Consider the following 13,119-nt stretch of genomic DNA (forward strand, 5'->3'; position numbering starts at 1 on the left):
ATAGAATTCTGTATTAAAGCCATTCTTCTGAATGTCAGCCATACCACCGAAACCAGCCCTCAAACTTGAGAGTCGCCAGTGGCCGGCGTTCAAAGTTTGGTAGAGTATGTTGTATCTGAGTTGGCATCAAGAGACAAAATTTTCAGGGGTTCTGGCTTACAACCCCTGAATGGGATAGAAAATGCACTGCTGAACGCATTGAAGCGAGATTGGAATCGGATACGAACCTCGACATGACGACAAATTGATCGTCAGTTTGCGTAGGAGAGACAAAAAAGCAACGCTCTACATTTAGGCAACATCAGTCGATGAGACGTCTTGCATTTTAGTTGTAAAAGGTTTAAAAAAGTTGTAATAAACAACACCGAGGTTGGCGCCGATGTCAAAAACGATCAACACGGGGGTCAAGCTTGATGAGACGCTCCATGCTCGCCTTAAAGCGCTTAGCACCGCCAAGGAACGCACACCCCATTGGCTGATGAAGGCGGCTATTGAGCAATATGTGGAGCGTGAAGAAGCCTACGAGCGGGAAAAGCGCGAAGACCAAGAACGCTGGCAACGCTACAAACTGACCGGCCAGGCCATTTCGAACGAAGCCGTTGACGCCTGGCTGGCCTCCTGGGGCAGTGAAAGCGAATTGCCGTGTCCAAAGTAGTTTGGTTGCCCGAAGCTGTAGAAGACACCCGGCGCTTACGCCAGTTTTTAGAAGATCAAAGTCCGGCAGCGGCTGCCCGCGCCAGTCAGGTGCTGCGAGCCGGGGCTAGGCGCCTGGCCGAATTTCCGGAAATCGGCCACCCCCTGGATGACGGAACCAACCGCCGCGAATTGTTCCTGCCATTCGGCACGGGCGGATATATCCTGCGCTATAGGTTGGACGGCCAGATTGTGGCGATTATCCGGGTCTGGCACACCCGCGAGCAACGGTATCAAGCCGATTGATGTACAACCTCCATTTCAACCTTGGTTTGGCGATCCAGAATGCGTGATTGAACCGAACGTGCGGTGATTTGTTGGCAGCGTGCGGTACTTCTCATCCTGATGACGCTTCCCAGATTATATTAGGCGCATTATGGCGAGCGTTACAACCGTGAGAGCGTGGCATGGGCATACAAGATCGAGACTATTACTGGGAGAAACATCAATCGGCGTCGAAGCCAGGTGGCAATGATTTTGGCTCTTCGCTCAGACACATTAACCGTCCGAATCCGCCCCAACGGAAATCTGGAAGTCTGAAATACCTTTTAATACCGGCATTGGTGCTGTCCAGTCTTTGGCTGGGGGCCGATCGACTTTTAAAACAACGAGCAGCCCGCCCGCCAGCATCCCCAAGCCTTTCGATTCCTCTGGGCAATCCGGCTGATGTCCCCATTTCAGGGGGGCTTGAAATAACAGCCGATCGCCAAGGACACTTCCGAGGAACCGTACTGATCAATCATGTGCCGATGCCTTTTTTGATCGATACCGGAGCAACCATCACCTCGATTCCAGCGAATTTAGCCTACGCCGCCAATCTGCCCGTGGGTAGGCCCGTCAATACCAATACGGCCGGCGGGAAGGTCGTCGATCGACTGACGCAAATCACCAGCCTAAAAATTGGCAACGCCGAAATCAGCAATCTCGATGCAACGATCAATCAGCATCTGGACGAAGTGCTCATTGGCATGAATACCTTGAAACTTTTCACCATCACCCAGAGCGGTAATACCATGACCTTGGTGGCCAACGGTTCGTCACCGGAACAAATTATTAGAGCCCCAGCGATTTCCTCGATCCCAATTCGGCCCAATACACTGGCCGCCGAGCAACCGATCGCTGCACCGGAGGTCAAACGAGTGACCAAGGTGAAAAAGACTGTAACTTGCAATGCACAACAAGTCTGCACGACGACGTACAGCGACCACTAGCGTTGTTTGATACTTCAGAGTAGTAAAAGATAGCTAGCTATAAGATATTTTGCATAGCTAGCTATCTGCTAGAGGCGTTGCGATTGATTGCGTATTCCGATCGCAACGCCGCCACCGATTCCTATACAAACCCAGCCAGATTTTGAATGCCTTGGATCGGCCACTTTGAGACGCTCGACGATTCCCAACGAACTGCAGGAAAGTCTTGATAAAGCTGCCAGTCAGATTCAATAGCCACATGCACCGAGATGAGCTTTCAGGAACATTTGTAATCTAAAACAAATCGGAAAATCCCCGCTTCCCGGCGGATTAAGTTCCTTAAACCCAAAGCCTGAAACCTCGTGTCCTTGTGCATGCCTTTTTTGTAAGCATCTTCAATTTTCACCGCATCTTCGTTGTCAGTGGAAAATTGTTGTTCGGATAACAATCTAAGATTATCTGCAAATTCCAACGTCAGGTTAAACACTTCGGTCTTAGCTTGAACCACACCAAAGCTGGTAGGCAACGATTGCCTTTCAATGGTTGCTGGAAGTTTATTTTTAACGCCAAGCAAATCCTGTCTACAGACTGAAAACGAAAAGAGTTCATCGGAAAAGAATACCGTCTCGGGCTTGATCGACAACCGAAATAGACAATCTCGGCGGCTTTCCAAGACCAACTCTCTGCCGACGAGTGCGGCAGACAGTTCAATCAATTCCTGACCAATCGACGACTTTCCCACCGCTTCGACCCAACCGAAAGGATGTAACACGATATCGGCTGATAAGGACTCGAAAGCAAAACCCCGCAAATGGGCCGCCAAACCTAATACCAAGGCTAATTGCCGGCTATTCAACCGCAGTTCCAAAGGCTTTTCCTTGCCCAATACCCCGGCTAAAACCGGCTTGCCGGGAGCTATCGGTAAAGTAATGCCGAATTTATCTTTATCCGATAAATAACCGGCAACGAAACTATCCGGCAACTCTGCCAAGGCAGCGACCAATGCGGCACGGTCGCCGTCGAAATCGTCATAAAGCGCTTTGATATAGGGAATTTTGCCGTCACTGGTGTCGCCGCGAACAAGGTCGTCCAGCGAAATCCAGGCAAGCCGACTATCGTTCTTGATGCGCTGCTGCAAAAACAAAAAACCGTCCAGCGTCAATTCGATCCTGAAAATATCCAGATAATATTCGGTGAGGGCATGATTCGGTGCCGCACCCTGCACTTGCCGGTAAGGCTTCAAACTGCGCCAAGGTTGGAAATGGTAATGTTCGCCAAACAGCAAACCCGCTTCTTCCCGTAACTCCCGCTTCAGGGTTTGCGGCAAGGCATCTTTAATCATTTGAGCATTCGGAGATTGCAAAGTGCTCAGCAATGTCGCTTGGTCTACGATGCCGGCCACATCATTTTGATTAGCCCGGCCACCGATCAAACCGTAATCACCGGCGGATCTATCGAAGCGTTTTTGGGTGTCTTCACGCTGATAGAACAGAATTTTGCCGTCCAGCTTGATGATGCTCCAGGCCACGTAACAGTATCGAATCGGTGGCGCCTGATGGCGGGCATGATGTTCGAGACGGGCTTGTTCGATGGCTTTAAGCACATTGCGTTGCTGTTCTTTTTTATCGTCGGCGATGCTCTGGGTATGCCAAAAATTGACTGGGAACAGTCGAGAATCGGCATCGCTCATCGCCGTCAGTACCGACGTTGCCAACAATTGCGCCGGAAACGACACGAAACACCAATGGCCTTTCGCCAGCGCTTCGGGCTGCAACACCGATAAAGTCCCTAGCAAGCACTCGCATAGCTCGACCGTTTGTTCGGCAAGCGTTCGGTCAAGCCCATGCTCCACGCACAACGCATCCACCAAGTGACGGCGCTCGACCGCATAAAAATCGCCTTCCTCCTCCGCGTGGCGGGGCAGATGGCCGAGCAGGGTTTTGATTAAATCGCTAGTCGTCATTGATTCGGGATTGCAGAAAGCACCAAGATCTGACCGTACTTATTCGCTACTGGCTTCGACATTGCTAATGACCTCATGCAGCAAGGTCGGACGCACATGTAGCGAAGTTTGTTTTGGAATGGCATTCAGCAAGGCCAAGACTTCGGCTTTTGTCAGACGCTGCCGGCGTATGGCTCTGATCAACACACCCAGGGTGCCGTGCGCGGTAATATTCAAACTTTTGGCGGCCAACCGTGCAGCCGTGTCGTCGGTCAGAAGCAGGCAATCGCCACACTCAATACACAGGTGCAGGGCTTCCTGTTCGCCGGCATGCAGGCTATAAAGCGGCGTTAGCGCACTAACGACGGTTGAGTGCTGCCTGGGCGACTGACGCACAAGCCAGTCATATTCAGATTTCAACGCCAACGGCCTGTGCTGTTCGACTTCCAGCCAAACGGTTTCCGGAACCAGCACTTTGCCGAAATCCGCCAACAATTCCAGGCAACCGAGTTCATCCAGATGAATAATGGGGCCGGCGTCGGCAATAACGACCGGGTTAATCATGCCCATGCAGGCCCCAATCGACATCATCGCGAATGAATTGCTCGCTCATGGCTTCACGGTGTGATTCCAGATAACGGCGCATCGCCTCGGCGATCAATTCGTCGATATTGGTTACCCAGCCTTGATTCACCAAATATTGCGCTTGTTGCAGGAGTTGGTCGGGGATTTGGGTTTGTAGGGTGGTCATGGGTTAGGTCTCGGGGAGAAGCTACAGTGATAAATATGTCGAGCAAGGGCTTCAATGTACGGTTTTTCCAGATAGTTAAAACCGTAGAATTTAATTTCAAGTGTTTTCTTTTGATTACTGGTACCCACGTAAGGATTAGATGTCGTGAGCCAAAACATTTGATAAATCAATTCAGAAAACAACTGTTTATCATCTTTTAAATGCGAATTGCTTTGTTGGATATTATTTGCCAACTCATTGAAATAAAAACCGTCATTTATCTTAACTCCATCCTTACCTTTTTCATCTAGCACCTTGTTTTTAAGATCAAGATAGGTTTTCGCTATATCAGGTTTAAGTAAGTCATTTTTCGCCTTATCCTTAAAAAGTTGTTCAGTTAAAGCATGAGAAAATAAAGCAAGCAAGATTGTTTCGTAAGACTGAACCTTCGAATCAAAGTCGAACATAAGCCGCAAGTTAATTATGAATAAGTAAGCAAGGAGCTTTTCGTCAATACAACTGAATAATAACGAATTATGAGAAACCCAATTCCGTACGTTTTTCATAATCCAAGCCAATTCCTTTATCTTCTTAGGATCGGTTGCCTCCCATTCATGCGATAAGGTTCTGATGAATAACTTGTAAAGCGCTAGTTTGTTTTCAGGTTCGCGTAAAGGCAAGAAGTTTTCCAATATTTGAAAATAACTAATAATATCTTCGTGCTGAATGCTGTCTTGCTTGGGGATGAAATTATTGAAATATACATTTTCTTTTGGCAGGGATTTTGCAAGTTTGCAACCTTCAATAATTCCTCGCCGCAACCGAGAATAAGGATCATCATACCGTTGTTTAACCCATTGCTGAACAACGTTATCCGATTTCTGATAAATCTTCGGTAACGCCATTCTGGCCGTTTTGAATGCCTGTTGGATGGTTTGGGTGTTTTCGCCGTGATTGGAACAGAACAGAATATGTTCTTTGGGAAAGCCCAGTTCAACCACCAATTTGGTATACAAATAAAAGCCAGCGATCTTCTTTAATTCGCTACACGCATTTTTTTGCAACGCCTCGTCTTCCGACTCAACTCCTTGAGGTTGGTATCCTTCAAAATTAACCAACAAATTCAGAACATCTTGATTGATGCCGTCATCGCCATACGCTGGAAGATCAATATCCAGAATCACATAATCGACGGTGTCCAATTTGCTGCAAATAAAATCCAAACCATCCTGAAAGTTCAATTCAATAAAAACGCCTTGGCTTTTAAAATTGTATTTCAACGCCTGCCTTTTGTCATCAAACAAACCTTCATCCAGTACGCCGCCAAACACATTGGCGGCGGTTACTCTGGCTTCGTTTTCAAAATCCTCCACCCATAAAAAATAACTCATTATTCACCTTCCTAGCTTGAGATTAACAGTTGATCGGCAATGGCAAACTCCATGAAAAAATCGTCCTGGGGCTTGGGCTTGCTGAATTGGCTGCCCGTGATCCGCGCCAGTGCCGACAAAAAGGTATGCCCTTTGCCGCTACCTTTAAGCCTGTCACGCTCACTCCGCTGACTGGGGTTGCGGCAACTCAATACCTGAAACCCGTCACGCCCGAGCCATTCCACTACCACTGGCTGAGCCTCCGCCGAAGCGTAGTATTTGAAGGCGTTGACCAAAATTTCATTGAGCAGGATGGTCAAAAACGATTCGGTGATGCCGTATTCCTTGAATTGTATATCGGCGCGCTCGAATCCCTGAATTTCCAGCTTGAAAAAGCGTTGTTCCAGCCAAGCCAGCCGTTGTTCCAGCGTGGCCGATTCGCTCAAAAGCTGGGCATAGCTTTGTTCCCATTCGGCTTGCAATTGCCTCTCCAGTTCGAAATGCTCTTCGTTCCAGGCTTTATAAGTCAAATCGCCAGCGCATAGTTCATTCGCTTTGGCGTAACGCAGATAGTGTTGCTGAATTTTTTCGGTAGCGGACACCGACAGCAAATGCAGCAAAATCATGTCCAAGGTTTTACTGAATAGCAGGGTCAAATTGCCATTGCCTTGGCAGTCTTGCTTGAGCTTTTCCTGAAGCGTGTCGGCATCGGTGGAAATGATGCTGAAAATGTCCAGCAAGCCGCGCATGGTTTGCGCCGCTTGAATGTACAGCTTGGGCTGATGTTCGTGACTGGTGTTGTAAATGATCGCATCGAGCGGACTGCGGAATTTGTGAGCGAACATGGACATGGTTTCTTCGAGCTCGCGTTCTTTTGCCATCAAACTTTGATTGGTTTTTTCGAGTTCAAGCTGTTGAAAAAGGATAGTGCGAAACGGCTTAAATAATATCCTTTCATGTGCGGTTACCTCACTTAACAAGCCTTCAATATTATCCTCAGCCAATAAATACTCGCCAGATTTAACAAATACTTCAAGGCGGATCGATAAAATAAAGTATTTGTCAATCCATAAAAAAGGATAACGTCCGTGAAGACCGTTACACAATAGCTCGCCCAATTCATTTGAGTTCCAATATTTTGCTCGTGTTTCCACGTCATAAATATCCGCTTTCTTCTGGCAGGAAAATATATCTAGGTACATATGGATTAATTGCTCACCCAAATGTTCATCGTAACCGCCATCGTTTCCAAGTTCGTCGAAAAAGGGTCCATTACAAGCCTCTTCAAAAAAACGAATCGCCAATTCTTCGTTTTTTTCCATACCTCTCCCTGTCCAACACATCAAACCAAGAAAAAAATTTGCCATTGCCGCGTGAGGGCCAGTTGTGTTCTCCCTGCAAAACCGCAAAACATAGCTTTCACAAGCTTGGATATTATTTTTCTCCCACAAAACCCCAGGAATAATCAATCGAATCCCTGATTCCACCAGCCAATTTAAAGCGTCTGGGTAGCCTTTCTTTGCAGCATCAATCATCTCTTCCATACCACCTTCATAATCCTTTTCTGCACCGAATAACTTTTCCTTAGCAAGATCATAGTTGAGCTTTCCAGATTCGAAACCTCTACGAATTTCAACGATATCAATCCCGAAGATAGTATCCGTGGTTTGATTATTGTCGGTTTTTTTCGGATCGAATTCATTCGAGTTAGAAGCGTTGTTTGTGTTCATGCCGGTGTCCTTTGGTTTTGTTCGGTGTGGTTTGGCAACAGACTGGCAGGCCATGGGCCGGTCATCGAGCCTTAAGCAATTGGATTTGGTCTGTCAGCGGCGTTAGCGATCAATAGCCTCGACTCTCAACGGCACATGTAATTCTCTCCCCACGTCTTGCAGCATTTTTATCGCAGTCGGTTGATTGAAATGCGTGGTGACATACCAGCCTTGATGAAATTTTTGGGTTTGATAGCCGCTTGCTGGGGTTCTGGCTAATAACGGTATACCGGAAAGCTTTTTGTTGAGTCGGGCGACTTTATCCAAGCCCAGCGTTGCCAGGGTTTGCACAAAGGTATCCGAAATCGTGGCTTGTTCGATGGTTTTTGCACCGACCGTTACCTTTAGTTTGCCACCCGACTTGCGAGTGTGTCGGCGAGTATGTGCCCGAACGGGTCGGATAACGGCTTTGCTTGGTTGTTTGTCACCGAAGCGTTTTAAACAGGCTCTCAATTCCGCCTCCAACGTCTGCAAGCGTTTACAGTCTTCCATTCTCGCTGTTACCGACGCGAAATCTCCCATAAGACTTGCTTCGGCGCTTTCGATTTTTAAGTCATCGGCTGCGTGACCAATGGCGGCAAACAATTGGTTGAATTGTTGGTTGACGGTTTCTGGCAGTCTGTTCATGGTTTTGTTCTCCGGCTGTTTGTTCGGTTAAACGGCAGTATCTTCAATGCCGTTTCGTAAAGTTTTAATCGATACCAATATTCATCATGGACTTAGCCAATTACCAAGCCAGCTATTAAGTTGTGGACGGCGGGTTGCTGCTACCAGCACCCCGCCGTCTGAACATGGTGTGAAGTATCTTGAAAATTTGCGCTGTTGTAATGGGAGAACTGTGGGAGTTTTTACTGCGGCGCTTGCAATAGAGAACTGATTCTATTGTTCCTATTCAGGGATTTGGACTGGCAGCTTTGTAAATGAAGTTGACGCTGAAGATGTTCTTGTATACGGCAGGTTAGGGTCGATTGAGACAGTTCATCACTTCCAAAAGCTGTCATTCATCTATGGCATTATCATATCCGAATCGATAGCCCTGGTTTACATCGGAACCAGTGGCGGTTTTTAATCGGAATGCCTGGCTGATTTCGGTCGGGATCCGCAATTGATATCGGTTGCGCAAAAAAATACCCCCTCACGCAAGCGTCAGGGGGTATCCGTTAATCGCCGACCGATGGCTCGGTTTGCAATTTCTTCAAAATGCTGTCCAAGATGGCCGGCAATACTGCGCCGAACCGGCCTTGAAAGTCTAAGGTTTCCCGCTTGGCATAACGCCGGGCGGCAATCCCTAGTCGTTGCCGAACCCAGGGACTCGCTTTGAATTGGCTTCTCAGTCAGTTTCGGTACTCGGTGTTCCCGCCTTCCCAATCCGCCGGCGGCGAAAAAGGGGAGTCGGGATGGCCAGGTTCGGTATCCAGCGTTTGCACGTCCACGATGAATTTGCAGGTCATGACGGCTGTTCGAGGTCGGTTAACGTGGCATTCGCTAACGTGACGGCCGTCAATTGCCCATTCTGATCAATTTCCAATACAAACCGGTTGCCGTGTAGCATTTTGCATCCGGTTAGATCCGGCAAGAATCGTTTCAACGCGTCGGCCGGATCGTCGGCGGTATTCGCCACGATGAAGTGGGCGAATTGCTCGATATCCTGATCGTGACAAGGACCTTGATAGTCATCGTCGTTTTCGCAGAATCGCGACACCTGTTCCAGCACGTCTCCCCACTTTTCATGGCAGGGAATGATCAGCACGTCGTCTTGCTCGTTGCCGGTATAAGCACCGTGTGCATCGATGTCCACGCTATCGGCGCCGATCCGGATTCGGTAAGCCCGGCAAAACACCGCCGTGACCCAGACCCAGATGCCTTGAAATTGCGCGCGATGCGATTCGTCGAGGATCTCGCACTGCACTTCTTCTTGGCTCAAGTGCCGCAAATAGGGCTGCACCCAATGCCCGGCGTCCAACCGGTTATCGACCAGCACCCAGCCCTTTTTCCAGGCCAGCAAATATCTTAAGGCCCCATCGGACTGAAGATCGTCGTCAATCGTCACCAATTGCACTTGTCCGCTTTCGACGGCGGATTGGGTGATCGGTTGGTCAACCGTTTCCTCAAAGTCGCCAAACAGGCCAGTATCGCAGACCGGCGACCGTTGGATACGGGAGACCAGCTGCGTGGGCAGTCGATCGACATCGTTGAGCAAGCGCATCAAGCCGCACTCGCGTAGCACCGGGTAATAGGCCAGGAAATCGTCCGCGCTCAAGGCCGTTTTCAGTGCCGTGAGCTGGCTTTCGATCGCCGTGCCGATCGCTTCGCGAACTCGCTGAAGTACATCGGCTTCATCCACCAATTTGTCGCGATCCGGTAAGCGAGCCATGAATCGTTCGCTATCCAGATGCACGATATTGCCAGGGTAGCGGGTGTCCCCGATCCGGTAATAATGGCCTCGATAGACCGGTAGGCCTTGTAAATACACCAGGCAATCCCGGTAATACCGATAGCCATCGAGCAGGTTGGCCAAGCGAATGGCGCCGACCGCCGATGCCACGAACTCCGCCGCGCCGACAGCATCGACGGCGTGGGGTCGCGGTAACGGGACTCCGTTAAAATGCACCGGAATCGGAAAACCGGCCGCTAAGTCCGCCAAGGTATTTTCGAGCGGACCGTTGGCGATATCGACCAGCCGGATTTCGGTCAGACCGTTCCAAGCGGTCGCCGGCGAAACCTCCACCGGTTGAAACCCCAGGATATGATCGGTATCGACCGAAAAACACCCGCCCTTACTGGATAAGCCCAGATGCCGGCAGGCGAATAACGCCGAGAGAAAGCCCACGCCAAACGCGTGTTCTTTCGCAATCAATTCCACGTCCCAGCCGGACTCGGCAACGGTCAGCAGGGTGTCGAGCGAATCGATTCCGCAGCCGTCGTCCGTCACGGTCAAGGTGTTGGTTTCGGCGCAGTAGTCGAATGCGACATAACTGGCGCCGGCACGCCGGGCATTCTGCATCAGTTCACCCAAATACGTGGTCTGATGGGTGAAACTCCATTTCAGACTGTGGACTAATCGTTCAGCGTTGACTTTCAATTGTAGTGGTGCGTTCATGATTTTTTCCTCGATGGATGTTGAATTTCGGGAAAACCAAGACGCACCCCTGGCGGGGAATGTCCGTTTCCCCGAGTCATTGGGTTTAAAAGTCGATCGCTGAATTAACGCCGTTTAAATCGCTGGTAGCCTTTAACCAGCCAATATGGCGCATTCACAATGATGGCAACCATCAAAATCAGCGATCCTTCGACCGAAACAAACGCGAGTCCGAGTGTCGCTAATAGCGCAAACGTCATCCCGTAAAATTCGAATGATTTCTTCAAACTGGCTTGATTGCAGTCAATGCCGTGTGCTTGCAGCCAGTTTGCAAGCGAACAGCGTGTCCGCTTTAGACTGAACTGTTCAAGTACGGGCATCACGACGACTCCCGCGAAGTTCGAACGTCTCGGTCGCCAGACGAATCAACGTCGTGCGCCGTTGCGTATCGGTCACAATCCGAATACCGTCCGTGCCGGACAGCTTGAATTGCGACACGATCGGTCCGCCGCAGACGAGGGACAGGCCGTTTTCCTGTTCGTCGTCCAGATTGATATCGCCCCAATCGCCGCGAGCATGCCGATCCAACAACGCCGTCATGTCGACGCCGACATCGGATAACCGGGCCCGTACGGCGGCGGTGGTTTGTGAGGGGTAAGTCGAAAACATTGCATGCGTACTCATGGTGATTCCTCCTTTGAACAGCGAGTAGCGCAGCATCCCTGTACGGGACAGACTGCGCTCCCCGCCAGGGTGGATTGAAAAAACGATCGGGTTAATACTCGTCCGGCAACAACACCGTTGTCACCGAGTGGTCGGCTTCGGTAATGACCCAAACCGTGTCCTGTTCGGAAATCCGGTACACCGACATCAGTCGGCCGCCTTGTTCCAATGCAGCGTCGTTCAACGCACGATCCTCGGCGCATAGATCGCCCCAATCGCCGCAGGCGTGACGCGAGAGCAAGTGGCCAGGATCAAGCAACGTCTCTTCCAGTAGGGCGATCGCACCGGGCGTCGCCACGGCGGTGCCGAGCGAGAAGGGCCGCTTTTGCGGTTCGTTCCGGATCAGACGGACGGCGTAGCTATCCGCTATCCGCGCGTCGATCTCGTCCGACAACGCGGCCGTCAAACGCCGAATTTCATCGGTATCGGTATCGGCCGTTTCGGGCAAGGTCGCGCGGAGCGATTCCAGGATATTGCCGCCTTGACTGTCGTAGTCGGCCGTCAACACCCATTCGCAGCCCCAAAGGGCTAAGTAGACATAGGCTTGCTTCGGTCCGACCGCGGTGGCGTAGCACTTAGTGGCGATGGCCACGCTGTCGAGCGCAATCCAGCCTTGGTCCGTCAAGAATTGCTGTACGGTGCGTTTAATGGCATCGTCAGGGTTTTGTCGGTGGTCTGTCATGGTGTTTCTCCTAAGAAAAAGACCCGACAGGCACCACCCAAACGGGCGTGATACCCGTCGGGGTTCGATAAGGTTTGAGCCGCGCGCGGTTACTGCAACGCGTACCAATAGCGATTAGCTTCGGCTTCGGATAAAAACGCGGCCTTCAGCTTGTCGTTCAACCAGACTTGCCAGGGCAAGTCATCGCTTTCGCACTCTTTTACGCCGTGCTTGTCGATCGGCATCGCAAACCGTTTGCCCTGAATGAAGGCGGCAAACACATTCGCTTGCCGTTTGGTGGCAAAGCCGGCGTGGACTTGGCCGTCGATCGTGACCGACCACGGATAATCGACGTGCACGCCTGGTTGGACAGCAACGTCGCCGACCCGAAAAGTCGGGTGCTGGTAAAGGGTCCGAAACGGACTGTCGATTCGCACGATACAGTGGTCCAGAATGGCCGGACCGCCGGTTTCCAGTGGCTCGATCAGCAACGGCACCTTGATCTTGCCGCCCGATCGTCCGATGGTGCCGATGACGTCGTTCTCGTCGAACCAGGACTGTCCCGTTGCCGGGTCGCCATAGTACAAACGGATTTTCCGCTGGGTACCCAAGACCTCTTCGAGGATGTCGACCACCGCTTGCGGTGTCTCTTCGTGAAAACACGTACCGGACGGCCGGCGTTGGTAACGAATGGTATGGCCATTCGAGACGGTCAGTTCAATCATTGGATGTTGCATGGTGTTCTCCGTTGAATACGGGAACGCCACGCCCCCAGTCGGGAACAGACATTCCCGCAGGGATTGATCATGAGGCTCGCCGCGAATGCCGCGAAAAGCCGAAGGATGATTAAGCGGCTGGGTCTGAATCAGACAACCCAAGCGCTTCTTGAGCTAACGGTATCAGCGGGTCTAAGTCCGCCCAATCGATACTGCCGCCGGCGTCTTCACCACGCTGGTAGGCGT

The 13,119-nt window shown here is 50.6% G+C and carries 15 protein-coding genes; 4 read left to right on the top strand and 11 right to left on the bottom strand.

All coding sequences use genetic code 11. The features are described from left to right. Positions 1-379: 379 nt before the first annotated feature. The 3 genes from AC3B8H_RS12705 to AC3B8H_RS12715 all read left to right on the top strand — a co-directional run bounded on the left by AC3B8H_RS12705 (position 380) and on the right by AC3B8H_RS12715 (position 1,904). A complete protein-coding gene (locus AC3B8H_RS12705; protein ID WP_281023488.1) occupies positions 380-655 on the top strand; it encodes a CopG family ribbon-helix-helix protein in 276 nt (91 codons plus the stop codon). After that, positions 643-939: a type II toxin-antitoxin system RelE/ParE family toxin gene (locus AC3B8H_RS12710; protein WP_281023487.1), complete on the top strand. Its 297-nt coding sequence runs from the start codon at positions 643-645 to the stop codon at positions 937-939. Before AC3B8H_RS12705 ends, AC3B8H_RS12710 begins: the two co-directional genes overlap by 13 nt. A 161-nt stretch (positions 940-1,100) precedes the next feature. Then, on the top strand, positions 1,101-1,904 hold the full coding sequence (locus AC3B8H_RS12715; RefSeq protein WP_281023486.1) for a retropepsin-like aspartic protease family protein: 804 nt from the start codon (positions 1,101-1,103) through the stop codon (positions 1,902-1,904). 256 nt (positions 1,905-2,160) lie between these two features. On the opposite strand, the gene AC3B8H_RS12720 is transcribed toward AC3B8H_RS12715, so the two are convergent. Beyond that, a complete protein-coding gene (locus AC3B8H_RS12720; RefSeq protein ID WP_488441933.1) occupies positions 2,161-3,573 on the bottom strand; it encodes an NUDIX hydrolase in 1,413 nt (470 codons plus the stop codon). A gap of 126 nt (positions 3,574-3,699) precedes the next feature. Here AC3B8H_RS12720 and AC3B8H_RS12725 point away from each other — a divergent pair, with 126 nt between their 5' ends. Then, positions 3,700-3,831, top strand: a complete 132-nt coding sequence (locus tag AC3B8H_RS12725; protein WP_488441934.1) for a hypothetical protein — start codon at positions 3,700-3,702, stop codon at positions 3,829-3,831. 54 nt (positions 3,832-3,885) lie between these two features. Here the strand turns inward: AC3B8H_RS12725 and AC3B8H_RS12730 are convergent, their stop codons facing one another. From AC3B8H_RS12730 to AC3B8H_RS12775, 10 genes are all read right to left on the bottom strand, one after another. Beyond that, a complete protein-coding gene (locus tag AC3B8H_RS12730) occupies positions 3,886-4,389 on the bottom strand; it encodes a PIN domain-containing protein (RefSeq protein ID WP_488441935.1) in 504 nt (167 codons plus the stop codon). Then, complete coding sequence (locus AC3B8H_RS12735; RefSeq protein ID WP_488441936.1) at positions 4,382-4,576, bottom strand: ribbon-helix-helix domain-containing protein; 195 nt, start codon at positions 4,574-4,576, stop codon at positions 4,382-4,384. The genes AC3B8H_RS12730 and AC3B8H_RS12735 overlap by 8 nt, the downstream gene beginning before the upstream one ends. Beyond that, a complete protein-coding gene (locus AC3B8H_RS12740; protein ID WP_488441937.1) occupies positions 4,573-5,946 on the bottom strand; it encodes a hypothetical protein in 1,374 nt (457 codons plus the stop codon). Before AC3B8H_RS12740 ends, AC3B8H_RS12735 begins: the two co-directional genes overlap by 4 nt. Before the next feature lie 11 nt (positions 5,947-5,957). Continuing rightward, the gene (locus AC3B8H_RS12745) at positions 5,958-7,655 is read right to left on the bottom strand and encodes an SEL1-like repeat protein (RefSeq protein WP_488441938.1); all 1,698 of its coding nucleotides are present in this window, start codon (positions 7,653-7,655) and stop codon (positions 5,958-5,960) included. Between the two features lie 102 nt (positions 7,656-7,757). Further along, the gene (locus tag AC3B8H_RS12750) at positions 7,758-8,321 is read right to left on the bottom strand and encodes a hypothetical protein (RefSeq protein ID WP_488441939.1); all 564 of its coding nucleotides are present in this window, start codon (positions 8,319-8,321) and stop codon (positions 7,758-7,760) included. A gap of 820 nt (positions 8,322-9,141) precedes the next feature. Continuing rightward, the gene (locus tag AC3B8H_RS12755; RefSeq protein ID WP_488441940.1) at positions 9,142-10,794 is read right to left on the bottom strand and encodes a hypothetical protein; all 1,653 of its coding nucleotides are present in this window, start codon (positions 10,792-10,794) and stop codon (positions 9,142-9,144) included. Positions 10,795-10,898: 104 nt separating this feature from the next. Then, positions 10,899-11,156 carry a hypothetical protein gene (locus AC3B8H_RS12760; protein WP_281023478.1) on the bottom strand — a complete coding sequence of 86 codons (258 nt, stop codon included), beginning with the start codon at positions 11,154-11,156 and terminating at the stop codon, positions 10,899-10,901. Beyond that, the gene (locus AC3B8H_RS12765) at positions 11,140-11,457 is read right to left on the bottom strand and encodes a hypothetical protein (protein ID WP_281023476.1); all 318 of its coding nucleotides are present in this window, start codon (positions 11,455-11,457) and stop codon (positions 11,140-11,142) included. The genes AC3B8H_RS12760 and AC3B8H_RS12765 overlap by 17 nt, the downstream gene beginning before the upstream one ends. Before the next feature lie 91 nt (positions 11,458-11,548). Then, the gene (locus tag AC3B8H_RS12770; protein WP_348637068.1) at positions 11,549-12,178 is read right to left on the bottom strand and encodes a hypothetical protein; all 630 of its coding nucleotides are present in this window, start codon (positions 12,176-12,178) and stop codon (positions 11,549-11,551) included. Between the two features lie 89 nt (positions 12,179-12,267). Next, entirely contained in the window at positions 12,268-12,894 is a 627-nt protein-coding gene (locus AC3B8H_RS12775) for a hypothetical protein (protein WP_427551974.1), read from the bottom strand. Between the last annotated feature and the right edge of the window lie 225 nt (positions 12,895-13,119).

The sequence above is a fragment of the Methylomonas sp. BG-2 genome, from assembly GCF_057766305.1.